General features: G+C 71.4%; 26 protein-coding genes. 14 read left to right on the top strand and 12 right to left on the bottom strand.

Annotated features, from left to right (window positions below):
• Positions 1-225: 225 nt before the first annotated feature.
• Positions 226-1,185, top strand: a complete 960-nt coding sequence (locus tag ACNYC2_RS27365) for a winged helix-turn-helix domain-containing protein (protein ID WP_419704763.1) — start codon at positions 226-228, stop codon at positions 1,183-1,185.
• A gap of 24 nt (positions 1,186-1,209) precedes the next feature.
• Here ACNYC2_RS27365 and ACNYC2_RS27370 read toward each other — a convergent pair whose 3' ends face one another.
• Positions 1,210-2,553: an MATE family efflux transporter gene (locus ACNYC2_RS27370; protein ID WP_419704764.1), complete on the bottom strand. Its 1,344-nt coding sequence runs from the start codon at positions 2,551-2,553 to the stop codon at positions 1,210-1,212.
• Between the two features lie 346 nt (positions 2,554-2,899).
• Between ACNYC2_RS27370 and dnaB the strand changes: the two genes are divergently transcribed.
• Together dnaB and ACNYC2_RS27380 are read left to right on the top strand one after the other, a co-directional pair.
• Positions 2,900-4,714 carry a replicative DNA helicase gene (dnaB, locus tag ACNYC2_RS27375; RefSeq protein ID WP_419704765.1) on the top strand — a complete coding sequence of 605 codons (1,815 nt, stop codon included), beginning with the start codon at positions 2,900-2,902 and terminating at the stop codon, positions 4,712-4,714.
• 174 nt (positions 4,715-4,888) lie between these two features.
• A complete protein-coding gene (locus tag ACNYC2_RS27380) occupies positions 4,889-6,058 on the top strand; it encodes an AI-2E family transporter (protein ID WP_419704766.1) in 1,170 nt (389 codons plus the stop codon).
• A 64-nt stretch (positions 6,059-6,122) separates the two neighbouring features.
• On the opposite strand, the gene ACNYC2_RS27385 is transcribed toward ACNYC2_RS27380, so the two are convergent.
• The gene (locus tag ACNYC2_RS27385; protein WP_419704767.1) at positions 6,123-6,791 is read right to left on the bottom strand and encodes a Type 1 glutamine amidotransferase-like domain-containing protein; all 669 of its coding nucleotides are present in this window, start codon (positions 6,789-6,791) and stop codon (positions 6,123-6,125) included.
• Positions 6,792-7,010: 219 nt separating this feature from the next.
• On the opposite strand from ACNYC2_RS27385, the gene ACNYC2_RS27390 reads away from it, so the two are divergent.
• Positions 7,011-8,207 (top strand): cellulose binding domain-containing protein, encoded by a 1,197-nt coding sequence (locus tag ACNYC2_RS27390; RefSeq protein ID WP_419704768.1) that lies wholly within the window; start codon positions 7,011-7,013, stop codon positions 8,205-8,207.
• 127 nt (positions 8,208-8,334) lie between these two features.
• Positions 8,335-9,216, top strand: a complete 882-nt coding sequence (locus ACNYC2_RS27395) for a fructosamine kinase family protein (protein WP_419704769.1) — start codon at positions 8,335-8,337, stop codon at positions 9,214-9,216.
• 10 nt (positions 9,217-9,226) lie between these two features.
• Here ACNYC2_RS27395 and ACNYC2_RS27400 read toward each other — a convergent pair whose 3' ends face one another.
• From ACNYC2_RS27400 to ACNYC2_RS27425, 6 genes are all read right to left on the bottom strand, one after another.
• Positions 9,227-10,045 (bottom strand): DUF1206 domain-containing protein, encoded by an 819-nt coding sequence (locus tag ACNYC2_RS27400; protein WP_419704770.1) that lies wholly within the window; start codon positions 10,043-10,045, stop codon positions 9,227-9,229.
• A 128-nt stretch (positions 10,046-10,173) separates the two neighbouring features.
• Positions 10,174-11,019 carry an alpha/beta fold hydrolase gene (locus ACNYC2_RS27405; RefSeq protein WP_419704771.1) on the bottom strand — a complete coding sequence of 282 codons (846 nt, stop codon included), beginning with the start codon at positions 11,017-11,019 and terminating at the stop codon, positions 10,174-10,176.
• Positions 11,020-11,057: 38 nt separating this feature from the next.
• Positions 11,058-11,465: a VOC family protein gene (locus tag ACNYC2_RS27410; protein WP_419704772.1), complete on the bottom strand. Its 408-nt coding sequence runs from the start codon at positions 11,463-11,465 to the stop codon at positions 11,058-11,060.
• A gap of 147 nt (positions 11,466-11,612) precedes the next feature.
• On the bottom strand, positions 11,613-12,218 hold the full coding sequence (locus ACNYC2_RS27415; protein WP_419704773.1) for a DinB family protein: 606 nt from the start codon (positions 12,216-12,218) through the stop codon (positions 11,613-11,615).
• Positions 12,219-12,279: 61 nt separating this feature from the next.
• Entirely contained in the window at positions 12,280-13,395 is a 1,116-nt protein-coding gene (locus tag ACNYC2_RS27420) for a mannonate dehydratase (protein WP_419707915.1), read from the bottom strand.
• 87 nt (positions 13,396-13,482) lie between these two features.
• Positions 13,483-16,464, bottom strand: a complete 2,982-nt coding sequence (locus ACNYC2_RS27425; RefSeq protein WP_419704774.1) for a glycoside hydrolase family 2 TIM barrel-domain containing protein — start codon at positions 16,462-16,464, stop codon at positions 13,483-13,485.
• Between the two features lie 149 nt (positions 16,465-16,613).
• Between ACNYC2_RS27425 and ACNYC2_RS27430 the strand changes: the two genes are divergently transcribed.
• Entirely contained in the window at positions 16,614-17,090 is a 477-nt protein-coding gene (locus tag ACNYC2_RS27430) for a nitroreductase family deazaflavin-dependent oxidoreductase (protein ID WP_419704775.1), read from the top strand.
• A 24-nt stretch (positions 17,091-17,114) separates the two neighbouring features.
• Entirely contained in the window at positions 17,115-17,447 is a 333-nt protein-coding gene (locus ACNYC2_RS27435; protein ID WP_419704776.1) for a TfoX/Sxy family protein, read from the top strand.
• Positions 17,448-17,452: 5 nt separating this feature from the next.
• Here the strand turns inward: ACNYC2_RS27435 and ACNYC2_RS27440 are convergent, their stop codons facing one another.
• Positions 17,453-18,862 (bottom strand): PLP-dependent aminotransferase family protein, encoded by a 1,410-nt coding sequence (locus ACNYC2_RS27440; protein ID WP_419704777.1) that lies wholly within the window; start codon positions 18,860-18,862, stop codon positions 17,453-17,455.
• On the opposite strand from ACNYC2_RS27440, the gene ACNYC2_RS27445 reads away from it, so the two are divergent.
• The 5 genes from ACNYC2_RS27445 to ACNYC2_RS27465 all read left to right on the top strand — a co-directional run bounded on the left by ACNYC2_RS27445 (position 18,861) and on the right by ACNYC2_RS27465 (position 22,579).
• Positions 18,861-19,781, top strand: coding sequence for a DMT family transporter (locus ACNYC2_RS27445; protein WP_419704778.1), 921 nt, complete (start codon positions 18,861-18,863; stop codon positions 19,779-19,781). The genes ACNYC2_RS27440 and ACNYC2_RS27445 overlap by 2 nt on opposite strands.
• A gap of 74 nt (positions 19,782-19,855) precedes the next feature.
• On the top strand, positions 19,856-20,218 hold the full coding sequence (locus ACNYC2_RS27450) for a DUF3817 domain-containing protein (RefSeq protein ID WP_419704779.1): 363 nt from the start codon (positions 19,856-19,858) through the stop codon (positions 20,216-20,218).
• An 82-nt stretch (positions 20,219-20,300) separates the two neighbouring features.
• The gene (locus ACNYC2_RS27455) at positions 20,301-20,822 is read left to right on the top strand and encodes a VOC family protein (protein WP_419704780.1); all 522 of its coding nucleotides are present in this window, start codon (positions 20,301-20,303) and stop codon (positions 20,820-20,822) included.
• Positions 20,823-20,862: 40 nt separating this feature from the next.
• Complete coding sequence (locus ACNYC2_RS27460) at positions 20,863-21,681, top strand: MerR family transcriptional regulator (protein WP_419704781.1); 819 nt, start codon at positions 20,863-20,865, stop codon at positions 21,679-21,681.
• A gap of 394 nt (positions 21,682-22,075) precedes the next feature.
• Complete coding sequence (locus ACNYC2_RS27465; protein ID WP_419704782.1) at positions 22,076-22,579, top strand: FBP domain-containing protein; 504 nt, start codon at positions 22,076-22,078, stop codon at positions 22,577-22,579.
• A 93-nt stretch (positions 22,580-22,672) separates the two neighbouring features.
• Here ACNYC2_RS27465 and ACNYC2_RS27470 read toward each other — a convergent pair whose 3' ends face one another.
• Positions 22,673-22,930: a hypothetical protein gene (locus ACNYC2_RS27470; RefSeq protein ID WP_377136583.1), complete on the bottom strand. Its 258-nt coding sequence runs from the start codon at positions 22,928-22,930 to the stop codon at positions 22,673-22,675.
• Between the two features lie 80 nt (positions 22,931-23,010).
• Here ACNYC2_RS27470 and ACNYC2_RS27475 point away from each other — a divergent pair, with 80 nt between their 5' ends.
• Together ACNYC2_RS27475 and ACNYC2_RS27480 are read left to right on the top strand one after the other, a co-directional pair.
• Positions 23,011-23,529 carry a DUF664 domain-containing protein gene (locus tag ACNYC2_RS27475; RefSeq protein ID WP_419704783.1) on the top strand — a complete coding sequence of 173 codons (519 nt, stop codon included), beginning with the start codon at positions 23,011-23,013 and terminating at the stop codon, positions 23,527-23,529.
• Complete coding sequence (locus ACNYC2_RS27480; protein ID WP_419704784.1) at positions 23,526-24,263, top strand: GH25 family lysozyme; 738 nt, start codon at positions 23,526-23,528, stop codon at positions 24,261-24,263. The genes ACNYC2_RS27475 and ACNYC2_RS27480 overlap by 4 nt, the downstream gene beginning before the upstream one ends.
• 50 nt (positions 24,264-24,313) lie before the next feature.
• On the opposite strand, the gene ACNYC2_RS27485 is transcribed toward ACNYC2_RS27480, so the two are convergent.
• Both ACNYC2_RS27485 and ACNYC2_RS27490 read right to left on the bottom strand, forming a co-directional pair.
• A complete protein-coding gene (locus ACNYC2_RS27485) occupies positions 24,314-24,832 on the bottom strand; it encodes a GNAT family N-acetyltransferase (RefSeq protein WP_419704785.1) in 519 nt (172 codons plus the stop codon).
• A 79-nt stretch (positions 24,833-24,911) separates the two neighbouring features.
• Entirely contained in the window at positions 24,912-26,021 is a 1,110-nt protein-coding gene (locus ACNYC2_RS27490; RefSeq protein WP_419704786.1) for a DNA glycosylase AlkZ-like family protein, read from the bottom strand.
• Between the last annotated feature and the right edge of the window lie 21 nt (positions 26,022-26,042).

The following is a 26,042-nucleotide window of genomic DNA, read 5'->3' on the forward strand; positions in this document are numbered from 1 at the left end:
AACAACCCTGGTGGAATTTCACCCGTTTCTGGCGAAAATTCACCCCCGGCGGGTGAACTGTGGCGTAAAAATGCCACCTGGGCGGGAATGTGTCATTTCCGGCACGCAACGCGCAGGTAACGAAAAATTGACCTCATTGGTACGGGCCGAGGACAAACTGGCGCGCGCTGGCCGGTTTCCACCCGGTAAGTACCCGAACGGCTCCATCCACGGAGGGTGACGCACGTGACGCTCGACCTCGCACCAGGTTCTGCCCCCGGCCTCGTCGTCTGCGTTGGCCTGCCTTCAGACCAGATCATCGAGATCGCCCATCTGCTCCGTGGCCGGGCGACGGTGCTCGCCACACCTGACGCGGAGGGCGCCCGCGCCGTCCTGGGCAACCAGACCGCACCGAGGCATCCCGCCGACACCGCCACGCGCGTCCTCGGCGCGCAGCCCGAGCGATACGACAACCCCGGTCCGACGGAGGACCAGACCTACGGCCGACACCTCCCCGAGCACCCGGCCGACCGCTTCCCCGAGAGCACCAACCTCACCGAGGCGCCGCTGCTCGTCACGGCGGAGCGCAGGTCGACAGCGCTGTCCGCGGCCCTGCCCGCACCGGTGCCCGGTGGGTCCGACGCCGGAGCGGCCGGACGCCGCGGACGGTTCCGGCCGCCGTCGGGCAGCGTGCTGGCACAGCCGGTGCTGCGCACGACCGTCCCGGCACCGCTCCGGCCGGAGCCCGGGTACGCGGCAGCCGCCACGGCGGCCCGTGCCACCGCGCGAGCCGCCGGCCCGGTTCCCGAGCCCGCCCTGGACAGCGGTGCCGGTGCCGTACGGGACCGGACCGGCGGCGCTCCCGCCGTCAGCGGATCGATCCCGATGACCGCCCCGCCGACGCTGGAACCACTGGTGGCCGGGCCGCTGCTCGTGGACCTGGCCGGCCGGGAGGTCATCGCACTGGGCCGGCGCGTGTATCTGTCGGCGCGGGAGTTCGACCTGCTCGCGACCCTCGCCCTGGAGGCGGGCCGGGTCTGGTCGTTCGCCGAGCTCACCGCACGCGTATGGCAGCTGCCGTACCTAGGCGACTCCGACCCGGTGACATCGGCGGTGAAGCGGCTGCGCAAGCGGCTGGCGCCGGTCCGCGACGTGGAGGTCGCGTCGGTGCGCGGGGTGGGCTACCGGCTCAGGGTGCGGGTCTAGGAGGCAGGCCGGGGCGCATGGTCGTCACGCCCCGGTCACCAGCCAGCGGTCACCCCGCGCACGCCATCCGGTCGTGACGGCGCGTGCGGCCATGAACACGCCGGCGAACGCGAGCCAGAGCCAGGCGAGACCCCGCGCGCCGTCGGGCGCCCAGGCGGAGACCGCGAGCGCGAACGGGACGTAGACCACCAGCGTCGCCATGCCGGCCCAGGCGAGGTAGCGGCCGTCGCCCGCACCGATGAGGACGCCGTCCAGCACGAAGACCCAGCCCGCCATCGGCATGAGCACGCCGCAGACGGCTATGCCGAGCGCGATCGCGACGCGCACGTCGGGATCGGGCGAGAACAGTGGCGCGATCCACCACCCGGTCACGGCCAGGACCAGGCCGATCAGCGCCCCGGCACCGACGCCCCACTGCAGGCAGCGGCGCAGCACCAGGCGCACGTGCCCCACGTCTCCGGCGCCGAGCCCGTGGCCGACGAGGGCCTGCGCCGCGATGGCGAGCGCGTCGAGCGCGAAGGCGGCAAGGCCCCACAGGGAGCTCACGACCTGGTGCCCGGCCAGCGCGACGGCGCCGAGATCGGTCGCCACGACCACGGTGAGCAGGATGGCGGCGCGCAGGCTGAGGGTGCGGATCACCAGCGGCACGCCGGCCCGGGCACCCGAGAGGATGCCCGCGCGGTGCGGACGCAGGCTCGAACCGCGTGCTCGCGCGCCCCGCACCACGATCACCCCGAGCACCACCGCCATGAGGATCTGGGTGACGGCCGTCCCCAGGCCCGAGCCAGCGATCCCCATTCCCGCGCCGTAGACGAGCGCGAGGTTCAGGCCCACGTTGAGCAGCGCGCCGGAGGCCGCGACGACCAGCGGGGTGCGCGTGTCGCGCAGGCCGCGGAGGACGCCGGTCGCGGCCTGGACCACGAGCATCCCGGCGAGGCCGGGCGCCGACCAGCGCAGGTAGATCACGGCATGCCGCGCGACGTCGCCGTGCGCGCCCAGGGCGGTCACCGTCAGCGGGGCGGCGAGCAGCAGGACGGCGACGAGGACGGCGCCGATCCCGAGCGCGAGCCACATCCCGTCGATGCCGGACTGCAGCGCCTCCCGCTCCTTGCCTGCACCGGTGAGCCGGGCCACCGACGCGGTGGTCGTGTACGCGAGGAAGATGCACAGCCCCACGAGGGTCAGGAGCACGTTGCTCGCGAGCGAGAGGCCTGCCAGCTGGGCCGTGCCGAGATGCCCCACCACCGCGCTGTCCACAAGCACGAAGACGGGTTCGGCGACGAGCGCCCCGAGGGCGGGTACCGCGAGGGCGAGGATCTCCCGGTCGATGGACCGCCGAAAACCCGGAGTGTGGCGCGGCTCGCCCAACTTTCTTTCCTCCACAGGCTGGGGGTTACGTTGATGCAGGTCAGAGGGGATGGTGATGTTTTACACAGGGGTTATCCACAACTGGGGACAGGGTTGTCCACCCACTGTGCACAGCCCTGGGCCACCTTTCCACATGGATGTGCACAGGCTCGTCCACAGGTCTCATTGCGTTCGGGTCCGCAGGGGCTTAGCGTCAGCGGGACCCACCCGCTGGCCAGCCGGGGTGCGGCTGTCGCACACGACACAAAGGCGTGTCGGCCCCGAAGTCCCGGGGCGTGTGGGTGGCGAGGAGTAGAACAGGTGTAGGACGTCGGTCGAGCGGACGCGCAGCGTGCGCCAAGATGTCATGAGACGTGGAAAGCAGGAGGTGCGGATGTCGGTCGAGGAGCTGGAGTCGAGCTATTCGGGACGGCCGGGCCTCGATCGCACCCCGCCGCAGGACATCGCCGCGGAGATGAGCGTGCTGGGCGGCATGCTGCTGTCCAAGGACGCGATCGCCGACGTGATCGAGCAGATCCGCGGCAACGACTTCTACCGGCCGGCGCACGAGGCGATCTACGACGCGATCATCGACCTCTACGGTCGTGGCGAGCCGGCCGACGCCATCACGGTGCTCGCCGAGCTCCAGCGCCGTGGTGAGCATGCGCGCGTCGGTGGTGCGCCGTACCTGCACGACCTCATGGCAGGCGTGCCCACAGCGGCGAACGCGGGCTACTACGCGCGGATCGTTCGCGAGCGCGCGATCATGCGCCGCCTCGTCGAAGCCGGCACGCGCATCGTGCAGATGGGTTACGCCACCGACGGCGGCGAGGTCGACGACGTCGTCAACAACGCGCAGGCCGAGGTCTACGCGGTGACCGAGCGCCGGGCGTCGGAGGACTACCTGCCGCTGGCCGACATCATCGGGCCGACCTTCGACGAGATCGACGCGGCCCAGGGCCGTGGCGAGGGGCTCACCGGGGTGCCCACCGGGTACTCGGACTTCGACCGCCTGACGAACGGCCTGCACGGCGGCCAGATGATCGTCGTGGCTGCCCGACCTGCTGTTGGTAAGGCACTGGCACTCGATACACCGCTACCGACGCCGTCCGGTTGGACGACCATGGGTGAGGTCGCCGTCGGCGACATGCTCCTGGCTGCCGACGGCACCCCCACCAGGGTGGTCGCAGCCACCGAGGTCATGCGAGGTCGCCCGTGCTACGAGGTGGAGTTCGACGACGGCACAGTGATCGTCGCGGACGCTCAGCACCAGTGGGCCGTCGGCGCGGCAGCGGACGCCCAGATCCTGACAACCGAAGAGATGGCCGGAAAGCTTGGTGGTGGCACCGAGCTGGCCATCGGCCCAGGACATGAAGGTGCGCCACGCGTCTTCGGAGTCGCCTCAGTTCGGGCGATCGAGTCGGTGCCCGTGCGCTGCGTCGAGGTGGAGAACCCGTCGCACCTGTACCTGGCGAGCCGGTCGCTGATCCCTACCCACAATTCGGTGCTGGGGATCAACGTCGCTTCTCATGCGGCCATCCACCACAACCAGGCAGCCGTCATCTTCTCCCTGGAGATGAGCCGCAACGAGATCGTCATGCGTATGCTCGCGGCCGAGGCCCGGGTCCCGCTGACCAAGATGCGTAGCGGCAACATGGACGACGGTGACTGGCAGAAGCTCGCCGCCACCATGGGCAAGGTGTCGGACGCCCCACTGTTCATCGATGACTCACCGAACATGTCGCTGATGGAGATCCGTGCGAAGTGCCGGCGGCTCAAGCAGAAGCACGACCTCAAGCTCGTGGTCATCGACTACCTCCAGCTGATGTCGTCCGGCAAGCGTGTCGAGTCGCGTCAGCAGGAGGTCTCCGAGTTCTCGCGTTCACTCAAGCTGCTCGCGAAGGAGCTCGAGGTGCCCGTCATCGCCATCTCGCAGCTGAACCGTGGCGCCGAGCAGCGCAGCGACAAGAAGCCGCAGATGTCGGACCTTCGTGAGTCGGGCTCGATCGAGCAGGACGCCGACGTCGTGATCCTGCTCCACCGTGAGGACGCCTACGAGAAGGAGTCACCACGCGCTGGCGAGGCGGACTTCATCGTGGCCAAGCACCGTAACGGCCCGACCGACGTGATCACCGTGGCGTTCCAGGGGCACTACCAGCGGTTCGTCGACATGCAGGTCTGACGCACGACGTCGAGCGGGCTCCGTAGCTCGCTGGTGGCCCAGCAGGCGTACCGCTGGGAAGTTCCACGGCACCGCGCTCTCGACACGCGGGCACGCCACCGCGCGACTCGGGCCGGACCGCAATAGCGTCGGCACGTCCGGCGTCTGCCGGATCCCGCACAAGGAGGACAGGCGATGGGACTCTTCGGCCGCCGCACACCGCGCCCCGCCCGCCCGAGCGTCGAGGCCCAGCCGCCCGCCGGCCGCCTGAAGCCCGCCGAGAGCGGCGCGTCCCGGCTCTGGTCCGACGGCTTCGGTCGTGTCGGCACACGCTCGTTGCAGATCCTCGCGGTCGTGGCGGTCATCGCCGTCTTCGGGTTCGTGGGCACGCGCCTGACCCTCGTCGTGATCCCCGTCCTCATCGCGCTCGTGCTGGCGGCGGCGATCTACCCGTTGGTCTCGGTGCTGCGCCGCCGCGGTCTGCCGTCGCTGCTCGCGACGTGGATCGCGCTGCTGGCCCTCGTCGCGCTGCTGACGGCGATCGTGTGGCTCGTCGTGCGGGCCGTCGTGGACCAGTGGGACGAGCTCCAGACCCAGGCGCTCGACGGTTTCGACTCCCTGCAGACCTACATCCAGGATCTGCCGTTCCAGATCTCCACCGAGCAGATCGCCTCGGTGCGTGAGTCCGCCATGAACCTGCTGCAGTCGGACACCTTCGGCTCGGGCGCCATCGCGGGTGTCTCCCAGACCGCCGACTTCGTCGCCGGGTTCTTCATCATGATCGTCGTGCTGTTCTTCTTCCTGAAGGACGGCCCGGCGATGTGGGAGTTCCTGCTGCGGCCCTTCGAGGGCCACCGGTACGAGCGGGGGCAGCGCGTCGGCGCCGCGACCATCCGCACGCTCGGCGGCTACGTGCGCGGGACGGCGATCGTGGCCTTCGTCGACGCGGTCGGCATCGGGATCGGCCTCGCCATCGTGGGCGTCCCGCTCGTCATCCCGCTGTCCGTGCTCGTCTTCCTGCTCGCCTTCATCCCCCTGGTCGGGGCGACAGTGGCCGGCATCCTCGCGGCGCTGGTCACGCTGGTCGCGGTCGGGCCGGTCGAGGCACTGATCGTCGTAGCGATCGTCGTCGTCGTGAACCAGCTCGAGGGCGACTTCCTCCAGCCGATCGTCATGGGCCGGACCCTGCGCCTGCACCCGCTCGTCATCCTGTTCGCGCTGACCGCGGGAACGGTGCTCGTCGGCATCACCGGCGCCGTCCTCGCCGTACCGATCGCCGCGTCGATCTGGCGCGCTATCCAGGTGTGGGACGGGCCCGACCTGCCCGCACGGTTCGCGCGGCAGAAGCGCTCCGAGACCGTCTGACCCGCGCAGGCCTCAGAGCTCACGGATGTAGCAGAGCATGCGGTAGTCCTCGCCTGGCCGGCCGTTACCCGTCAAGAAGCTTCCAGTGGCCCTCGGACACGACCTCGACGGACCCGTCGGCCACCACGAGGGCGGTCTCGTCGTCGATCGCGTACGCCGGTCCCTCGATCCCGGCCGCCCACCTCTCGGCGGCCGCCATCGTGTTGTACGGCAGCATCGGGTGGTCGACGTGCGGAAAGATCGAGAAGTCGACGATCCCGAGCGTGGCGTCGCCGCCCGACGGCGGGGTCCACTCGACGAACCACTCCCCGATGCGCGGGGTCATCACCATGCTGCCTGCGCTCATCCCCACGTAGACCGTCTCGGTCAGGGAGGGGAGGAGGTCCGCGAACCCGGACTCCCGCATCCAGTGGTTCAGGTAGAGGGCGTCACCACCAGCCACCAGGAGGACGTCCGCGTCCCGGACCTTGGGGACCCAGAGCTCCTCGTCGATGGTGGGCAGCGCGGTCAGCTCGAGCACGCCCACCGACTTCCAGCCGAGCCCGGTCATGTCGTCGGACTCTCCGGTGATGAAGTCCCTGGCGTTCCGCCCCGGGCCGACGGCCGGGTGCCCGTACAGCGCGGTGGGGATGCAGAGGGCGTCGCAGTCGGCGACCGGCCGGCCCAGGAGGCCGAGCAGCGCGTCGTGGATGCCGGCGTTCCTGACGCCTGCGGAGGTGAGTAGCAGCCGCATGATTCTCCGGGTTCGGGTGAGTGAAGAGCTCGATGACCGGTAGACGGCGGAGCGCTGCGGGAATCATCGCTCCCGCAGCTCTAGGCACTGGCGCTTGAACCGTTTAACCTTCTTCAGCCCGTCCCACCTTTAACGATAAATTCGCCGCACCGTCGGGCTTCGTCCGCGGATTCCGTCCTCGGCAGCGCGGCTGGGGACCCTGGTGAAGGGAGCGACACCATGCGACACCCCACTCCGTCCCGAGGATGGCGGGTCCTGCTGGCGGCCTCGGCCGTCCTGCTCGCCCTCGGCGGGCTCAACGCACCCGCCTCCGCACTCCCCGAGGAGGCCGCTCCGGCGGCGGCCACCGCCGGCTGCGGCCAGCCCGCGGGCCTGGGCACCGGCAACCACACCATCACGAGCGGCGGGCAGTCCCGCACGTTCCGCCTCGACGTGCCCGCCGGGTACGACCCGAGCCGCCCGTACCGCCTGGTCGTGGGACTGCACTGGTGGCACGGCACGTCGCAGGACGTGGTGAACCAGGGCTTCTACGGCCTGAAGCCGCTCGCGAGCAACAGCACGATCTTCGTGGCCCCGCAGGGCATCGACAACGCCTGGCCCAACACCAACGGTCGAGACGTGACGTTCGTGGACGACGTGCTGCGCACCCTCGACTCCGCGTTCTGCATCGACACGGGCCAGCGGTTCGCTACCGGCTTCAGCTACGGCGGCGGCATGAGCAACGCCCTGGCCTGCGCACGTGCTGACGTGTTCCGCGCGGTGGCGGTCCTCAACGGCGCCCAGCTGTCCGGCTGCGCCGGCGGCACCCAGCCCGTCGCCTACCTCGGCTCCCACGGTGTCACGGACAGCGTCCTGAACATCTCGCAGGGCCGTGCGCTGCGAGATCGCTTCCTGCAGAACAACGGGTGCCAGGCCCAGCAGGCACCGGAGCCCGCCGCGGGCAGCGGCACCCACACCAAGACCAGCTACACGTGCCGCGACGGCTACCCGGTCGTGTGGATCGCGAACGACAGCGACCACCAATGGGACGCCCGGGACCGCGGCCAGTCGCAGTCGCACGTGCCGGGTGAGATCTGGCGGTTCTTCACGTCCCTGACGTCGACGACGCCCACACCGACGCCCACCGGTGACTGCACGGCGACGTACCGCACCGTGAACTCCTGGCCCGGCGGCTTCCAGGGCGAGGTGACCGTCCGGGCCGGAGAGGCGTCGACGACGTCGTGGAACGTCAGCTGGCGCTCGTCCGGTGAGCGCGTGGACCAGGTGTGGAACGGGACGGCGACGTCGCAGGGCGACCAGGTCGTCGTCCGGAACGCGGCTGAGAACGGCCGGCTCCCGGCCGGTGGGACCACGACCTTCGGCCTGCTCGGCAGCGGCACGCCGCCGACGCCCAGTCTGACGTGCACAAGCTCCTGAGAGGGTGAGCCGACGGCCGCCGTCCCGCCAGTGGAGCGGGTCGGCGGCCTTCTCTCACCCGGCATGCCACGTGCTTGAATGCGGACGCTTCGCCACTCGCGGCGGAGCCGACGAGAGGAGCACGCCCGTGCTGGATCCGACAGCGCTGCTGCTCGACCGGCTCCACGCGGCCGGGTTCACCGACGTCGTCACGGTCGAGCCGGCGACCGGCGGACTCGCGGCGACGGCAGGGTTCGCGAGACGTCAGGACGGCACGTCGTTGTTCGCCAAGGCGTTCGCGGAACCGCCGTCGGACGACGCGTTCGCAGCGGAAGCCGAGGGCCTGCACGCGCTGCGCACTCTTGGCGGTGTCATGACGCCCGAGGTGCTGCTTGCGAGCCGTGAACTGCTCGTGCTCTCGGTGCTGCGACCCCGGCCGAGCTCCGAGGCCTTCTGGGAGCAGCTCGCGCACACGCTCGCCCGCCTGCACACGAGCAGCGCTCACGACCGGTTCGGCTGGCACCGCGACAACTGGCTGGGTCGCCGTCGGCAGGTCAACACCTGGACGGACGACGGTTTCGAGTTCTTCGCCCGGCACCGGCTGCTGCGCTGGCTCGACGAGCCCCGCGTCCAGGCGGCGCTCGACGCCGCGGACCGGGCGGCGCTGGAGCGGCTGTGCGCCCGGCTGCCCGACCTGCTCCCGGCCAGGACCGCCTGCCTCACACACGGTGACCTGTGGGCGCAGAACGTCCTGGCCGCACCCGACGGGCAGCCGGCTCTGATCGACCCGGCGGTCTCGTACACGTGGGCCGAGGTCGATCTGGCTCACCTGTGGACGACGGCGCCGCCGCCCGAGGCGCATGTCTTCTTCGACCTGTACGCAGAGCTGACCTCGCTCGATACCGGCTGGCGGGAACGCATGCAGCTCCTCCAGCTGCGCCAGCACCTGGCGGTCATCGCGCAGTTCGACGACGACTGGGGCGCGGCCGAACAGGTGCGCGCCACGCTCGCCCCATTCCGGCGGGGCTGATCGAGCCGGATCAGAGCCGCGCGAACCGGGCACGCGCGAAGGAGTAGAGACCGAACGCACCGATCCCCAGCCCGACCACGATGAGCAGCGCCGTGCCGAACGGCTGGTCGCGCATCGTGCGCAGGGCCTCGTCGAGGCCGCCGGCCTGTGCGGCGTCCGTGGTCACCGCTGCGGCCACGATCAGCCCACCGACGACGCCGAGCGCGATGCCCTTGGCGACGTAACCCACCTGTCCGAGCCGCACCACCACCTGCCCGACCGAACCGCCGCCGGTTCCCGTGAGGTCCCGCAGGAACTTCTTCCGCGCGCCCTTGACCACGTGGTAGACACCGACGCCGACGATGGCCAGACCACCGGCGCCCACGAGCCATGGGCCACCCGGCATCTCCAGAACCTGTGCCGTCATGCTCTCCTCGCTGCGGCCCGATCCACCGGTGCCCTGCGCGGCCCTGACCCCGGAGACCGCCAGCACCGCGTAGAGCACACCCTTGGCCGCGCTCTTGGCCCGCGCCCCCGCCTGGCTCCCGGCGTTCGGCGCACCGACGGCGGCCGTGAGGAGCTGCCAGACGGCGAGCGCCGCGAAGCCCACGGCGACCGCCCAGAGCACCACCTCGCCGCCGGGCATCTGGGCGAGGGTGCGGAAGGCGCCGGACTCGTCGGCCTGGCCCTCGGGCTGGCCGAGCGCGAGCTGGACGGCCAGCCAGGCGACCAGCACGTGCAGCACGCCGGAGGCGATGTAGCCGCCTCGGGCCAGGATCTGCACGGCTCTGCTGTTCTTGGTTCGCCGCGCGGCGGCGTCGGCTGAAGGAGGGATGGCTTTCTCGGACATTGGACCTGTACCTCCGTCGAGCCGCACGGAACGCGGCTACCTACAGATTCGCGCATTTCACCGCAATACGCATTCCGCACACGGCACGACCCAGCGACGCCCGCGAAAGCGCGCCGCCGGGCAGCCGGCTAGCCGGCCAGGCTCGCCAGCAGCTCCGCTGCCGGGCGCGGCCGGACCAGCCACAACAGGTGGCTGGACTCGAGGGTGTGCACGTCGTACCGGTTGTCGGGGGTGAGCGCGTCTGCCTCGCGGATCATCCGGTCCTGCATCGCTACCGGGATGCTCGTGTCGGCACTGAGCCGCACGTAGGTCCGCGGGATGGTGCCCCACGTCGCGGCCTGGACGCGGTCTGCCGACGTGCCCGCGTCCAGGTTCTCGTCCGGCTGGAAGGTGTTGAGGAAGGTGAAGAACTCGTCGTCGGTACCGTCGGCGAGGAACGCCTCCTTGAGGCTCGCGAGCGCAGCCGGGTCCGCGGTGCGGAAGTTGGCCCGCAGCAGGCCGACGGCGGCCGGGTCGGCCGCCAGCACGCCGGCGAGGACCCCGGCGTCGACGGAGGCCATCTCGGGTTCGGCGTAGTACTCGCCCACTCCGAGGTCCACCGGGGCCCACGCGGAGACGTACACGATGCGGTCGATCAGGTCCGGACGGGCGTTGCCGACCGCGGTCAGCGTGGCGCCGCCCCGGCTGTGACCGACCAGGATCACCGGGCCGTGCTCCTTGGCGCGCTCGAGAGCCTCGATGACCCGGGCCGCGTTGTCGGCGAGGGTGACGCCCTTGATGCTGCCGGGCGCGGTCGCCAGGCCCGCGAGGTCCTGCGGTGCCTGGTACGCGGCCGGGTAGGTCGCCGCGAAGCCGTGCCCGGGCAGGTCCACCGCTGCCGAGCGGTGGCCCAGCAGGGCGAGCTCGGCCTGGAGCGGCGCGAACGAGAACGAGTTGGCGAAGGCGCCGTGGACCAGGACGAACGTGGGGGACATGGGGCCAGATGTTACCGAGTCCGGCACCCTCACCCGGCCTAGCTGCTGAGGGCTGCCTCGAAGCCCTCGCCGTCGGCGAGCCCGATGACGTTACCCGCGGGATCGGTGAACCAGGCGCCGTCGCCCCCTTCCATGAACCCGCGCACGATGCCCTTCTCGTCCTGCTCGAACCCCTCGTAGCGCTCGAAGACCACACCCTTGGCGATCAGCTCGTCGACCACCTCGTCGACGTCGTCGACGGTGAGGTGCAGGACCGTGAACGACGCCGGCGTGTGGTTCTCCTTGGCGTACACGAACACCGTGGTACCGCCGTCGAGATTGATCGCAAGGCCCGCACCCTCGGGCTGGGCCGTCACCCGCAGTCCCAGCGTGTCCGCGTAGAACGCGCGGACCGCATCTATGTCGTTCGCCGAGAAGCTCGGATACACGCTGCGCACAGTGACCATCGCTGTCTCACTCCCTCGTGACCGGCGGTGACCGCACCGCAGGGCGCGCCACGGGGCGTCAGTCACTTCCAGAGTCCCACCGCGGGACCGAACCGCAAGGCAGTCGGCCCCCGTCGGCCAGACATCACCCTCGGATCGCCACGCCGGTCACTGGCCGACGCGACCGTCGATCCGCTCGCGCAGGATGTCGGCGTGGCCGCAGTGCCGCGCGTACTCGACGATCTGCCCCACGAGCGCATCGCGAAGCTGCAGGTCAGCGCCCTCTGGTCCGAAGTCGGACGCGCCGGCGTTCCACGTGCCGAGGTCGGTGACGCCGTCGAGGTAGCGGTCCGTGGCGTCCATCTCGGCGTGCCAGCTCTGCCAGGCGTCCTCGACGACCGCCGGGTCGGCGACTGCGCCGTTCCACTCCGCGTCGCGGTCCTCCGCGGTGCGGTAGAGGTCGGGGGCGTCCTCACCCGCCATGACCCGGCGCAGGTGCCGCTCGCCGTCGGCGAGGTGCCGCACCAGACCGAGCAGCGACATGGTGGACGGCGGGGCCGACCGGCGGGCGATCTGCTCGGCGTCGAGCCCCCCGCACTTCATCTCCAGGGTGAGGCGGTAGTAGCGGAGGTAGTCGAGCAGCAGGCCGCGCTCGTCGGACGGGGTCTCGGTCTCGCGCGGGTCGTCGTCGGGGTCGGCCCACATGTCGGGAAAGACTGTGGACTGCGTCCAGCGCGTCGTCACGGCTTCTTCGGCCTGCTCCTGTGGGTCCATACGAACATCGTGGACCCACGCCGGAGCAGACCGCCACGGAAAATCGGCCCCGTGCCGCCGATCAGGCCTGGTAGCGGAACGCGTCCCACGCGCCGAGCAGGTACTGGATGCCGAGCGCCCGGTCGTAGAGGCCGTAGCCGGGGCGGGGCTTGTTCGTGGTGTTCTCGTCCCAGAGGTGGCGTCCGTGGTCGGGCCGGATGTAGCCCTGGTAGCCGGCCTCCGCGTACGCCTTCATGATCCCGGTGGTGTCGACGCTGCCCTCGACGGCGCGGTGGGCCACCTCGGTGAAGTCGCCGTTGTCGAAGTGCTTGATGTTGCGCACGTGCGAGAAGTGGATGCGGTCCATGAAGGTCCGCACGGCGTCGACGGCGTCGTGCTCCGGGTTGGCGGAGAAGCTGCCGAGACACAGCGTCAGGCCGTGGTGCGGGCTGGGGTGCAGGTCGAGCACCCGCGCGAGGCCTTCCTTGCTGGAGACCACGCGCGGCCAGCCGAAGACGTCGAACGGCGGGTCGTCGGGGTGGACACCGAGCTTGACGTCGTACTCCTCGCACGTGGGGATGACCGCCTCGAGGAAGTACTGGTAGTTCGCGTACATGTCGTCGTGGGTGACACCCACGTAGGCCTCGTTGAGCTCGCTGAAGCTAGCCAGCCGCTCCGGCTCCCAGCCGGGCAGGGTCAGCCCGTGGGTGTTCGCCTCCATGTCGGCGATGAGGCTCTCGGGCGACATCTTGTCGACCACTGCCTTCTCGTAGTACAGCGCGGTCGAGCCGTCGGGCAGCGGGTGCCACAGGTCGGTGCGCAGCCAGTCGAAGACGGGCATGAAGTTGTAGCAGACGACCTTCACGCCGGCGCGGCCGAGCCGCTCGATCGTCGTGACGTAGTTCGCGATCGCCTCGTCGCGGCTCATCCCGAGAACGGTCCGGCCGAGCTTGATCGACTCGTGGACGTTGACCGACTCGACCACCTCGGCGTCGAACGTCCGCGTCACGCCCTTGGCGCGGGCCTCGTCCGACAGGCCGGTGATGCGGGCGACCTCGGCGTCGATCTCCGCCTGCTCCCAGACCTCACCGGCCTGCTTGTGGTGCAGGCTCCACACGATGGTCTCCACGCCAGGGATCTGACGCACATGATCCAGGGTCACTGTGTCGTTGCCCTCGCCGTACCAGCGGAAGCCCATCTTCACGGCCGCACTCCTCGTCGTCGCCCTTGTATGTCCACTCTTGTATACATCATGCCCGCCCCGCGGCGCGGGGCGGGCACGTGTTCACAGGGTGGTGAAGCGCAGCCGCATCCGGACGGGCGCCGCGTGGAGCTGAGCGTTCGCCAGGACGCCGGGGCCGCACGCTGCGCTGCCGACGCCGTGCTGTGCCGCGTCGAGGTGCAGCCACAGCCTGCCGTCGGGCACGAGCTCGTGCGGGTGGGCCGCCCGATCCAGCGCCTCATCGGACCAGGGACGCAGCGACAGCTCGATCCCGAGCTGCGACCGGGCGCCGACCGTCACCTCCCCGGCGTCGATCCGCAGACCGGTCCCGTCCGTGAAGGACAGGACGGCGCTCGTCACGCCCCGGCGCGCGCCGTTCTCCTGCGGGTGGGTGTACCGCGTCTGCCAGTCCGCGACGGTGTGCTGCCACGAACCGCCGAGCGCCGCCTGCTTCGAGTCGGCGTACGACTCGTCCGGCCCGAGGCCCGACCAGCGGACGCCGGTCTCGGCGGCCGTCGGCTCGTCGAGCGCCAGCACCACGCCGAGGCGAGCCACGTTCTCGGGCCAGCGGCCCTCCGGCCGGATGTCGACGAGCAGGTCGACCGCGTCCGGTGCGTCGGTGACGGGCTGCCAGCGGTAGCGCGTGGCGAAGCCCGCACGGGTCGCCGGGCCCGCGATCCTGGCGTCGATCTCGAGCGCCCCGTCGGCACTGACGCCGACACCGTTCTTGCGCTCGGCGAGCAGGTGCAGGCCCGCGTCGCGCCACTTCTCCTCGTCGGCCGACCCCTGCCACTTCGCCGGGCGGCGGTCGTTGTCGGTGGGCGCGCGCCAGGCGTCGACCCGGAAGCCGTGCACCGTCCGGCCGGCGAGCTCGCGGAGGTCACCACGGCCGTCGAACCGGGCCGGGCCTGCGCGGAACCCGCCGTCGGCCTCCGTGGAGACCCGGCCCGCCGGGGCGGTGAGCGACGCCGGCTCGACGAGGAGGAGCTGGCCCGCGCCGAGCTCGAAGCCGGGCTCGAGCCACGCCTCCTCGAGCGCCTCGGCCTTGTGCTGGACGGCCCGCACCGTCCACCAGACCGGGGCCTCGCCCGGCTCCGGGAGCACGAGGTCGGACGGCGGCCGCACCACCGTCTGCGTCCCGGCCTCCAGCACCAGGTCGAGGGTGCCCGTCGCGAGCACCTCCGCACCGCGGTGCAGCGTCCAGCCGATCTCCGCATGGCTCGTGTCGCGGAACGCGTAACGGTTACGCACCAGGAGCGTGCCGTCCGGCTGGGCGTCGATCCGGATCGGCGCGAACACGGCCGCCGTCTCCAGCAGCCCGGGCGACGGCGTGCGGTCGGGCAGGAGCAGACCGTCGGCGATGAAGGTCCCGTCGTGGAACCGCTCGCCGAAGTCGCCGCCGTACGCCGAGAACAGGTTCCCGTCGGCGTCGGCGCGGGTCAGGCCGTGGTCGATCCACTCCCAGATGAACCCGCCGAGCAGGCGCGCGTGCCGGTCGAAGGCCGCGTCGTAGTCGGCGAGGCCGCCCGGGCCGTTGCCCATCGCGTGCGCGTACTCGCACAGCACGAACGGCATGGCCCGACGGCGGGCGTCTGCGTCGGCGCGCTCCAGCGGCGGCTCGATGCCCTGGCCGATCAGCTCGACCTCCGCGCTGTCGGCGTACATCCGCGAGTACACGTCCACGTCGTCGCTCGAGTAGTCGCCCTCGTAGTGGATCGGCCGGCTCGGGTCGAGCGCCCGGACGGCGTCGGCCATCGCCCGGACGTTGCGCCCGCCGCCCGCCTCGTTGCCCAGCGACCACATGATGATGCTCGTGTGGTGCGCGTCGCGGCGCACGGTCCTGGTGACACGGTCGACCAGCACCTCGGTCCAGGCCGGGTCGTCCGTGGGGTTGCCGGCCCAGCTCTCGCCCAGGAACCCGTGCGTCTCCAGGTCGTTCTCGTCGATCACGTAGAGGCCGTACCGGTCGCACAGGTCGAGGAAGTGCGGGTGCGGCGGATAGTGGCTCGTGCGGACGGCGTTGATGTGGTGCCGCTTCATGAGCAGCACGTCCTCGAGCATCCGCTCCGGCGTCACGGCGCGGCCGCGCAGCGGGTCGAACTCGTGCCGGTTGACGCCGCGCAGCTTGATCGGCCGCCCGTTGACGAGGAACACGCCGTCCTCGATGGAGACGGTACGGAAGCCGACGGCGAGCGTCACCGTCTCGGTGTCCGTAGTGACGACGACGTCGTAGAGCCGCGGCCGCTCGGCACTCCACGGCTCGACGGCGACCCGCAGCTCCTCGCCGGCAGCGCCCTCGATCCCGAGCTCGGGCACCGCGACCCGTGCCGCGACCGCGCCGGGGGCGGCCACCACTGTCGCGGCGTCCACCCGCAGCGTGCCGACGCCGGTCGTGTGGTCGTAGCCGGCGTGCACGCGGACGTCGTCGAGCGCGCCGTCCGGCCGGTGCTCCAGCGTGACGCTGCGGAAGATCCCGGAGAGCCACCACTGGTCCTGGTCCTCGACGTACGACATCGCCGACCACTTGGTGACGCGGACCGCGAGCAGGTGCTCGCCGCCGTCACGCAGCTTGTCGGTCAGGTCCACCTCGGTGGGCAGGCGGGAGCCGTGCGACGTGGCCAGCAGCTCGCCGTCGAGCGCCACCTGGAACCAGGAGTCCACGCCCTCGAAGCGCAGGAGGGTCCGGCCGTCCTCCGGCCAGTCGGCGGGCAGCCGGAACGTGGTGCGGTACTCGCCGGTCGGGTTGTCGTCGGGCACGTGCGGCGGGTCGACAGGGAACGGGTAGAGCACGTTGTTGTACTCGGGCACGCCGTAGGGCCACGCGTGCGGAGCCTCGGCGAGCTGCCAGTGCCCGGGCACCGCCAGCCGGTCCCAGTCGTCACCACGCTCGGCGCGGTCCACCCCCGTCTCGGGATGCGGGAACAGACGGAACCGCCACTCCCCGTCGAGCGACAGCGTCGCTGAGCTGGAGGCGCCGGCCGGCGGGCGGAATCGTGGGGCGACGACACCGTCCGGCGTAGCGACGGACTCGTGGGTGGTGGTCATGACTCCTCCAGGCGGAGAGGGTGGGGAAGCGGGCAAGCAAAAGCGCCGGTCGAGACGGTACCTCGCGAAACCGTGCCAACGGGTGCCCGGAGCCAGATGATGGACAGATGGCCAGTCTTCTGCACGCTGTCCGATCGGCGGTCGCTCCCTTGACGCGCACGCGGGCGTTCCGCGCCGTCGGCCCCGTCCTGCTGCCGCCTGCCGAACGGGCGCTCGCCTGGCTCTCCCGGGGGCGGCTGCAGGTCAGCGCCCTGCTGGTGCCGTCGCTCGTGCTGCACACGACGGGCGCGCGGTCGGGAGAGCCGCGCGACACCTACCTCATGTACACGCCCGACGGCCCCGGGCGGGCGATCGTCGCCGGGTCGGCGTTCGCGCAGGGGCGGCACCCCGCGTGGACGTACAACCTGCAAGCGCACCCGAAGGCGAGCATCAGCGTGGCCGGACGGCGGATCCCGGTCCGCGCGACCCTCATCGGGGACGACGAGCGGGACGCCGTCTGGGCGCAGATCGAGCGGCAGTGGCCCGGCTACCGCGGGTACGAACGGGACTCCGGGCGGGTGGTGCGGCTGTTCCGGCTGGAGGCGGCCCAGTCTGCGACGCGCGAGGAGCGCACCGCCCGGGAATGACGCCGCGGACATAACCTCGGATCCATGGCCTACGACCTCGCACTCGCGGACGAGATCCGGACCGTGCTGGACGGCGTGCCCGAGGTCACCGAGCGGCGCATGTTCGGCGGGCTCTCGTTCCTGGTGAACGGCAACCTCGCCGTGGCCGTGCGCGGTTCCGAAGGGATCCTGGTCCGCGTCGGGCCCGACGCCGCCGAGGAGCTGGAGCGGACCACCGCCGCAACGCGCGCCGTGATGGGCGCGCGCGTCATGGCAGGCTGGCTGGCGATCGGGCCCGACGGTCTCGGAACCGAGGAAGAGCTGGCCGCGTGGGTACGACGCGGCGTGGACCACGCCGGTTCGCTGCCGCCGAAGTAGAGCGCTCAGCCCTGGCGCTCCAGCATCTCCCCGATGACGCGTGCGCCCTCCGGGAAGGCCCCGGGATTCGGCCCGGAATAGTTGAGTCGAAAGTAGGCACCAATCGGTTCGGCGGGGAACCACTCGTCGCCCGCGGCCACTATCACCCCGGCCGTCTCGCAGTCCCGGACCAGGCGCGGGACGTCGGTGGTGTCCGGGAGCCGCACCCACAGGTTCAGGCCACCCTGCGGCACCGCCTCGACCCGGGCGGCCGGTACGTGCTCGCGGAGCGCACCGAGCAACAGGTCCCGCCGGGCCGTGAGCTGCTGGCGCAGGCCGCGCAGGTGGGTGCGCCAGGCGGGCTGGGTCACGACGTCCAGGGCTACTGCCTGCAGCATGCCGCTCACGTACATGGCCTCGGCCTGCGCGTCCGCGAGGATGCGTTCCCGGGCCGGACCGCGTGCGACCAGCCCTGCGACGCGCACCGCCGGCGACACGCTCTTCGCCAGCGAGCGCAGGTAGACCACGTGCCCGCCGTCGTCACGGGCGGCAAGGGGGACCACGTCGTGGGTCATCCCGAAGTCGTGCGCCCAGTCGTCCTCGATCACGAAGGCTCCGTGCTCGCGGGCCAGGCGCAGCACCTCGTCGGACAGGCCGGGCGACCAGCGAGCGCCGGTCGGGTTGGCGTAGCTCGGCTGTGCGTAGAAGGCGCGCGCCCCGGTCCGGTGGAAGGCGCGTGCGAGCTCGTCGGGGTCCGGGCCGTGCGGGCCGCTGGGCACCGGGACGAGCTGCACGCCGACCTGCTCGGCGGCGAGGATCGCACCCCAGTAGGTCGGCGACTCGACGAGGAGCGGCCGGCCGGCGCCTGCGAGCGCGCGGAACACCGTGCTGAGGCTGGACTGGCTCCCGGGGAAGACGACGACGTCGCTGGGCGTCGGCGGAGCGATCCCGGCGGGTGCCGCAGCGCCCAGCTCGGCGGCGAACCACGCCTGCAGCTCGGGCAACCCCGCGGCGGGTGAGCTGGTGACGGCGGCGTCGCTGCGGGCGGCCCTGGTGAACGCGGACCGCACGAGACGCTCGGGCAGCAGCTCGCGGTCCGGGTAGCCGGAGTGCAGTGCTACCACGTCGTTCGGGGCGGTGTGCAGGGCCCGGGAGAGCTGCTGAACGCGTCTGGTGCGCGGGCCGAGGGCCGCCGTCTGCCAGCCGTAGTCGTGGGGGCGCGGCACGCGCACCGCCCGGACGAACGTACCGACGCCCGGCCGCGTCTCCACCACACCCTGCGAAGCAAGGGTGCGCAGCGCCTTCTGCACCGTGACGGGGCTCGCCCCGTACTGCGTCACGAGTGCCCGGCTGGACGGCAGCTGCGCGCCCGGGGCGGCACGGGCGATCCACTCGTGCAGGCCGGCGACAATACGAGCACTGCTATCGTCATACATGACAGCCAACAGTAGCGCTACTCTCCAAACAACACTGCTGCTACCCCCGGTTCGAGCCGGTCTCTGGTGGGGTCTCCTCGGGGTCGCGGCCTTCTCGCTCACCGTCCCCTTCACCCGCATGGTGGTCAGCGGCGGAGGCATGTCACCGCTGTTCGTGTCCTGCGGCCGGGCCGTCGTCGCTGCGGCGCTCGCAGCAGTCGCCCTGGGCGTCACCAGGCAGCGCCTACCCAGGGGCGGGCAGTGGGCGCGGCTCGCGATCGTCGCGGGCGGCGTCGTGTTCGGCTTCCCGGTGCTCACCTCGTTCGCGCTCGCGACGGCGTCGGCGAGCCACAGCGTCGTCGTCATCGCGGTGCTGCCGGCTGTGACCGCGGTGCTGGTGGTGCTGCGTGTGCGCGAGCGTCCACGGGCGTCGTTCTGGGTGACGGCGACGCTGGGCGCGACAGCGGCGGTCGGTTTCGCCGCCGTGCAGGGCGGCGGGCTCGGCGGGCTGCACCGCGCGGACCTGCTGCTGATCGGGGCGGTCGTCGCGTGCGGTTTCGGCTACGCGGAGGGCGGGCTGCTCGCCCGCGAGCTCGGCGCCTGGCAGACCATCTCGTGGGCGCTCGTGCTGGCCGCCGTCCCGATGGCGTTGCTCACCGGTGTCTCGGTGGTGCAGGACCCACCGGCGGGAACCCCGCTCGACTGGGCACTGTTCGGCTACCTCGGGGTGGTGAGCATGTTCCTCGGCTTCGTCGCCTGGTACCGGGGCCTCGCGATCGGCCCGATGGCGCAGGTCAGCCAGGTCCAGCTGGTCCAGCCGGTGCTCAGCATCTGCTGGGCCGCGCTGCTCCTGCACGAGCAGCTGACCTGGGCGACCGTGCTCGGCGGAGCGGCGGTCATCGCGTGCGCGGGCACGGCCGTCCGGTCCCGGCTGCGGTAGCCGGGCGGCACGGGGCAGCGTCCGCCGTCGGGCAGACTGGGGGGACTCACCGCCTCGACCCCGGAAGGTTCCGCATGCCCGCGATGTCCCGTCTCGGCCGCCTGTTCGCCATCGTCGCCTGGATCGAGGCGTTCACCTGGGCCGGGCTCCTGGTCGGCATGTTCCTCAAGTACGTCACGGAGACCACCGAGGCAGGGGTGTGGCTGTTCGGCCGCCTCCATGGCGGCGCGTTCGTGCTGTTCGTCGGGGTCACGCTGTTCATGGCGGTCAAGCTGCGCTGGGGCTGGTTCCGCACGCTGGTGGCCCTCGCCGCGTCCGTCCCGCCGCTGACCACCCTGCTCGCCGAGTGGTGGCTCAAGCGGACCGGCTACCTCGCCGACCCGGCCGACCGCGAGGCGGCGGCACCGGCGTCGGCCGAGCTGCAGCCCACCCCGTAGTCCCGGTCGCGCCGGTACGCGGTTCACCCGAGATTCCGTACGGGCTTGAACCTCACGCCACGTGAGGGGCGACGCTGGCGTCATGACCGATACCTATCCTGCTTTCGACATGGGCCCCGTGCCCCTTCCCGCGCTGGACGCCGAGCCCGCCGAGCTGTTCCGGGGCATCTACGGCATGCCGATGTTCGTGAACGTGCCCACCCTGGACATGGCCGCTTCCGTCGAGCTCTGGACGCGCGGCCTCGGCTTCTTCGAGTTCTTCGCGGCTCCGGGCCGGGTCACCCATCTGCGTCGGTGGGCGTTCCAGGACGTGCTGCTCGTCCCGACGGAGGACCCGGCGGGTGTCCTGGCCGGCCCTCCGGCGATGACGGTGACCTTCTCGTGCGTGCTGAGCCAGGTGGACCAGATCGCGGCGGCCTGCGAGGAGCTGGTGCCCGGGAGCACCAGCGGTCCGCGTCAGACGCCGTGGAACACGATCGACCTGGAAGTGGTCACGCCGGAGAACGTGCGGGTGATCATGACCGCCGCCCGGCCCTACGACCCGGCCAGCGCAGAGGCCCGGAGCCTGCGCGACGAGCTGGGCATCGAGGGCCCCTCGGCGTGAGGCCGTCCCGGTGACCACGACGGCTGCGAGACTTACCGTGATGACACACCGGAGCAGGGCTGACGCGGTGCCGCCGGACGGGCTGACGGTCGGCGGTGCCGCGTCCGTCGTGGGTGTCACCGTCCGGACGCTGCACCACTGGGACGAGGTCGGACTGGCCGGCCCGTCCCAGCGCACGTCCGGTGGGCACCGGCTCTACGACGCCGCCGACGTCGCCCGACTCCACCGGGTCCGCCTCTACCGCGAGCTCGGTGTCCCCCTCGCCGACATCGCGGAGCTGCTCGACGCGCCGACCGAGGACGCGGAGGAGTCGCTGACGAGGCAGCGGAACCAGGTGCGGGAGCACATCGCGCGCCTGGAACGGTCGGCGGACGCCCTGGACCGGCTGATCGAGGCCCGCCGCTCCGGCATCCTGCTCCCGCACGACGAACAGGTGGCCATCTTCGGCACGACCTGGCAGCCGTCCCGGCAGCTCGAGGCCAGGGAACGCTGGGGCGACAGCGAGCAGTGGGCGCAGTACGCGGAACGAGCGGCGGACCGGAGCCCCGAGGACTGGCGTCGCATCATGGCGGACCTCGAGGTGCTGCACACCGACCTGGCCAAGGCTCTCCGCGACGGCGTGCTGCCGGGAAGCGCCCGGGCGAACGCCCTGGCCGAGCAGCATCGGGCGTCGATGGGCGCCCACTTCGACTGCACCCACTCGATGCAGGTCTGCCTCGCCCGCTCCTACGCCGAGGACCCAGGCTTCCGCTCCTTCTACGACGACATCGAGCAGGGCCTCGCCGAATGGCTCCGCGACGTCGTGAACGCCAACGCCCTGGCCCACGGCGTCGACCCGGAGACCGCCACCTGGACGTGAGCCGGGCCGTCAGCCTGTGGCTAAAAGCACGTGTACCGCGCAGGGTCCGTGTCGTAGCATCGACGGGTCGGCTGTGCGGCGATCTTGCCCGGCCGGTCTCAGGGATCACACGAGGAGCGAGAGATGCGGGTATTCACCGCGGGATGCGGGGCGGCCGTCGCGGCCTGCTCGGGCAGTTCCCGGATCCGCGTCACGACTCTCTGAACACCCACGGCTGCACACCGCTTCGGCGGTCGCACGCCATGGCGGACGTCGGAGGGCGGGCGCGGCGTCGTCCCCTGCCCTGCCGCCTGCCGGCCCGGTGACCGAACGAATCGGTGACCGAGGCACTGCCGCGCTCCTCGCGTGGCCGATACCGGCCGGTGGCCTCCGAACGACCGGAAGCCGATACCCCATGAATCCCCTGACCGAGAAGCAGATCCGCGCGTCCTTCCTGAACGCGAGCAAGCGGGAGGCCGCCCAGGCCACCCTCCCCGACCTCGACACGCTCGACTGGGAGCGCCTCGACTACCTCGGGTGGCACGACCGCAAGGCGCCGCTGTCCGCCTACGTGGTGCTCGAGCTCGACGGCACGCCGACCGGCGTGCTGCTGCGCTCTGCCGAGGCCAAGTCGAGCAAGCGCACCAAGGGCGTGTGCGCCTGGTGCGAGGACGTCGTCGTCACCGACGACGTCTCCCTGTACGTCGCCCGCAGGGGCGGCGCCTCGGGGCGCAACGGGAACACGATAGGCACGCTGATCTGCACCGAGTTCGGCTGCTCGCGCAACGTGCGGCGCATGCCGACGTTCACCGAGGCGGGCAACGACCCGGCCATGCGTGAGCTGATCACCGACCGGCGCATCCTGGGTCTGCGCGAGCGGGCCGCACGGTTCGTCGCAGAGGTCGGCAGCACGCGCTGACGATGACGTCGGGCGCACAGGTCCCGTAGGCCTGTGCGTCCGACATGCGCGGATGCGGACGTTCGGACGGCGCCGGGGCGCACCACCGCCGGTTCATGCGGCCGAACCGGCCCCGGTCCGCAGGCGCGCGGCGGCCGCGACCGCGGCCTCGCACCACACGACGGCCGGCCGGTCGACGGCCCCGTGCACCACTATCTGGCGGCACAGCTCGCCCAGGCCCTCGGTCGCCGCCCGCTCCGCGTCGACGCCCGGGTACATCCGGCGCACGGAGAAGACGACGGCGCGGCGGTGCGCCGCCCACTCCGAGGGGTTCGAGGCGAGGCCGTAGGTCCTGCTCCTGGTCTGCTTCATGCACTACAGACGCACCAGGGGCACGGATGTCACAGCACTTCCGCGACCAGGTTGTCAGTGCCTCGAAGTAGCCTCGCCCCGTGCCCCTCTCCGACCGCGAGCCACGCCTCGACACCGCCGACCCGGCCGCCCTGTTCACCGCCTACCTGGACTACTACCGGCACGCCGTGGACCGCAAGCTGCGCAGCCTGTCCGACGCCGACCTGCGCGCCTCCCGGCTCCCCTCCGGCTGGTCGCCGGTCGAGCTGCTGATCCACCTGGTCCACATGGAGCGGCGCTGGTTCCGGTGGGGCTTCCTGGCGGAGCCGGTGGACCACCCGTGGGGTGACCACGCGGCCGAGGACCCGGACGGGCCGTGGGCGGTGCCCGACGGCGTCGGCCTGGAGGAGCTGCTGAAGGCGCTGCACGCGGGCGGCGCGGTGACGACCGATGTGCTCGCGACGCACTCCCTGGACGAGCGAGGTGCGGTCGGGGGCCGGTTCACCGAGGACCCGCCGACGCTCGCCTGGATCTGCTTTCACGTACTGCAGGAGTACGCCCGCCACGCTGGCCACCTGGACGTCTCTGCCGAGCTGGCGGGCGGTGCGACCGGCGAATGAGCAAGCGCACAGCTCTGTGGACGACGGCGGCGGCGGTCGTCACCGTCCTCGCCATACTTGGCGTGCTCGTGGCGAACGGCGTCGTCTGGCCCAACCGGATCCTCGCCGCCCGGTACGACGTGCGAGGGGTGGACGTCGCGCACTACCAGGGGGAGATCGACTGGGACGTGCTGGCCGCACAGGACCTCGACTTCGCGTGGATCAAGGCCACCGAGGGCGCCTCGCACACCGACCCGCGGTTCGCCGAGAACTGGGCGGCCGCGACACGGACCGACCTGCTCGTCGGGGCGTACCACTTCATGAGCTTCGAGAGCTCGGGGGCCGACCAGGCCGCACAGCTCGCCGCCGAGGTCCCGGCGACCCCGGGCACCCTCCCGCCGGTGATCGACCTCGAGTTCTACGGCTCGTACTTCCAGGACCACCCGACGCCCGACGAGGTGCACGCGATCCTGGACCCGCTGGTCGCCGGGATCAGGGAGCACTACGGCGCCGACCCGATCGTGTACGCGACGGAGGAGGCCTACGACCTCTACCTGGCGGGCCGCTACCCGGACCTACCCGTCTGGATCCGGTCGGTCGCGTGGGCACCCGGGCTGTCCGACGGTCGCGAGTGGACGGTCTGGCAGTACTCGAACCGCGACCGGCTACCCGGCTACGACGGCGTCGAGCCGTACATCGACATGAACGTGTTCGCGGGCACGCGCGCGGAGCTCGAGGCCCTCACCCTGGACTGAGCCGCCGGCTCCGTCGCGTCAGGGCAGGGTCGCATCTGGGCAGGATCGTGTCAGGGCAGCGAGATGGTGCCGACCAGGACACCCCCGCTGTCCACCACCTTGAAACCGATGCGCTCCAGGGACTTCCGCACGATCGCCGACCGCGCGGTCGTCCGCGCCACCAGGCGCTTCGCGTCCATGGTCTGGGCCGCGGCGAACGCCCAGTAGGCCACCTCGCCGGAGATGCCCTGACCGCGGTACGACTGACCGAGCCAGAGGCCGACCTCCCGTGCGGCCGGGTCGCCGTCGACCAGGGCCAGGCGCGCAGCCCCCACGATCCTGCCTCTGGCCTTGACCGCCCAGGTCACCTCGGGAACCGGAGAGTGCGGGTTCACGCGGCACCGGCGGTGGTACTCCCTGAACGCGCCCTTGCGCAGGTCGGTCCAGGTCATACGGGGTTCGGTGGCCGACTCGCCCGAGGCGGGCGGCATGACCTCACCGGGTAGGGCCTCGGCAACGGCCAGCGCCAGGAGGCCTTCGAGCACTTCCTCGTCCACGGGAACCAGGTCGACCATCATCTGCGACGTCACCTCGCGGATGATAGTCGCATTTCGGACTTGATGGGATTGGTGAAACTTTCAACCACCTGACTCCGGGTCAGGAGGGCGCCTATGGCTCCCTGGCGTAGTCGACCAGGCCCAGCCCCAGCCACGAGGCGAGCAGCTCCACCTCGGCATGCACGGCGTCCATCGTGGCCCCGTCGAACGGCAGGTCCTCGTGCACCGCGAACACGTTCAGCACGCCGGCCTTGCGATCGGCCTTCGCGTCGAGCTTTCCCACGAACCGTTCCCCGTGCAGGATCGGCAGCGCGAAGTAGCCCCAGCGGCGTTTGCCCTTCGGCTTGTACATCTCGAGCGCGTACTCGTAGCCGAAGAGGTCGAGGAGCCGGGGCCGGTCGGCGGCCATGGCGTCGAACGGGGACAGCAGAGCGGTCCGGGGCTCGAACTCGTCGTCCGCCCGCTCGAGCAGCTCGGGATCGGCGCGCCACTCGCCGTCGACCCCCTCGATCTCGACCACCTCGCCGGGCATGTCCACCCACCAGCCGCCGTCGCCCGAACGGCCCTGCACCCGCTTGCGGGAGATACCCTCGGCCGCCAGGCGTCGCGCCACCCGCTCCTGGACCGCCTCCTCCAACGGCACCGCGTCGACCTGTGGATAAACCCGCTCCGCCAGGTCCCACAGGCGTTGCCTGCCCTGGCGCCCCACCATCGCGAGTTTGCCCTGCATGTTCAGCGCCTCGAGCATCTCGGCCACGCTGCGGCGGCTGCTCCAGCCCTCGGCGCCCCACGTGTACGGCACGCGGGCGGTGTCCGGCACGTCCTTGGCGAGCACCGGCCCGTCCGCCTCCACCAGTGCCAGCACCTCACGCTCGAACTCGGCGTTGTCGGCGAGCCACTGCCGCATGGTCTCGTTCTGGGGCCAGCGGGCCATCTGCTCCAGGTACAGGGGCAGGTCGACCATCGACCGCACCGTGCCACGCAGCTGGAACAGCATGCGGTCGGAGATCGCGTCGTCGACCGCGCCCTGCCAGTACTCGTTGCCGAGCCGCGACCAGGCGACGAGGTCCACCGCGGGCGCCACCGCCGACGTCGGGTCCACCGAGAGGAACGTCAGATCCTCCACCAGGTGCACGAGGTCGACCGGCCGGCGGGCGTCGAGCAGCTGAGCGCGCAACGCGATGCGCCGTCCCTGCTGCGCGGTGAGCCGATGTGTGGCCATGCCGCGAGGATACGGAACGAC

Origin of the sequence: Promicromonospora sp. NFX87, assembly GCF_048564965.1 — a bacterium.
Lineage (GTDB): Bacteria > Actinomycetota > Actinomycetes > Actinomycetales > Cellulomonadaceae > Promicromonospora.

Coding starts and splice junctions, on each gene's coding strand:
- ACNYC2_RS27470 (WP_377136583.1), bottom strand. CDS start 22,930: ATGAAGCAGACCAGGAGCAGGACCTACGGCCTCGCCTCGAACCCCTCG.
- ACNYC2_RS27460 (WP_419704781.1), top strand. CDS start 20,863: ATGACACACCGGAGCAGGGCTGACGCGGTGCCGCCGGACGGGCTGACG.
- ACNYC2_RS27420 (WP_419707915.1), bottom strand. CDS start 13,395: ATGGGCTTCCGCTGGTACGGCGAGGGCAACGACACAGTGACCCTGGAT.
- ACNYC2_RS27400 (WP_419704770.1), bottom strand. CDS start 10,045: ATGTCCGAGAAAGCCATCCCTCCTTCAGCCGACGCCGCCGCGCGGCGA.
- ACNYC2_RS27380 (WP_419704766.1), top strand. CDS start 4,889: ATGGGACTCTTCGGCCGCCGCACACCGCGCCCCGCCCGCCCGAGCGTC.
- ACNYC2_RS27465 (WP_419704782.1), top strand. CDS start 22,076: ATGAATCCCCTGACCGAGAAGCAGATCCGCGCGTCCTTCCTGAACGCG.
- ACNYC2_RS27415 (WP_419704773.1), bottom strand. CDS start 12,218: ATGGACCCACAGGAGCAGGCCGAAGAAGCCGTGACGACGCGCTGGACG.
- ACNYC2_RS27445 (WP_419704778.1), top strand. CDS start 18,861: ATGACAGCCAACAGTAGCGCTACTCTCCAAACAACACTGCTGCTACCC.
- ACNYC2_RS27385 (WP_419704767.1), bottom strand. CDS start 6,791: ATGCGGCTGCTACTCACCTCCGCAGGCGTCAGGAACGCCGGCATCCAC.
- dnaB (WP_419704765.1), top strand. CDS start 2,900: ATGAGACGTGGAAAGCAGGAGGTGCGGATGTCGGTCGAGGAGCTGGAG.
- ACNYC2_RS27455 (WP_419704780.1), top strand. CDS start 20,301: ATGACCGATACCTATCCTGCTTTCGACATGGGCCCCGTGCCCCTTCCC.
- ACNYC2_RS27410 (WP_419704772.1), bottom strand. CDS start 11,465: ATGGTCACTGTGCGCAGCGTGTATCCGAGCTTCTCGGCGAACGACATA.
- ACNYC2_RS27390 (WP_419704768.1), top strand. CDS start 7,011: ATGCGACACCCCACTCCGTCCCGAGGATGGCGGGTCCTGCTGGCGGCC.
- ACNYC2_RS27425 (WP_419704774.1), bottom strand. CDS start 16,464: ATGACCACCACCCACGAGTCCGTCGCTACGCCGGACGGTGTCGTCGCC.
- ACNYC2_RS27435 (WP_419704776.1), top strand. CDS start 17,115: ATGGCCTACGACCTCGCACTCGCGGACGAGATCCGGACCGTGCTGGAC.
- ACNYC2_RS27450 (WP_419704779.1), top strand. CDS start 19,856: ATGCCCGCGATGTCCCGTCTCGGCCGCCTGTTCGCCATCGTCGCCTGG.
- ACNYC2_RS27405 (WP_419704771.1), bottom strand. CDS start 11,019: ATGTCCCCCACGTTCGTCCTGGTCCACGGCGCCTTCGCCAACTCGTTC.
- ACNYC2_RS27480 (WP_419704784.1), top strand. CDS start 23,526: ATGAGCAAGCGCACAGCTCTGTGGACGACGGCGGCGGCGGTCGTCACC.
- ACNYC2_RS27490 (WP_419704786.1), bottom strand. CDS start 26,021: ATGGCCACACATCGGCTCACCGCGCAGCAGGGACGGCGCATCGCGTTG.
- ACNYC2_RS27440 (WP_419704777.1), bottom strand. CDS start 18,862: ATGTATGACGATAGCAGTGCTCGTATTGTCGCCGGCCTGCACGAGTGG.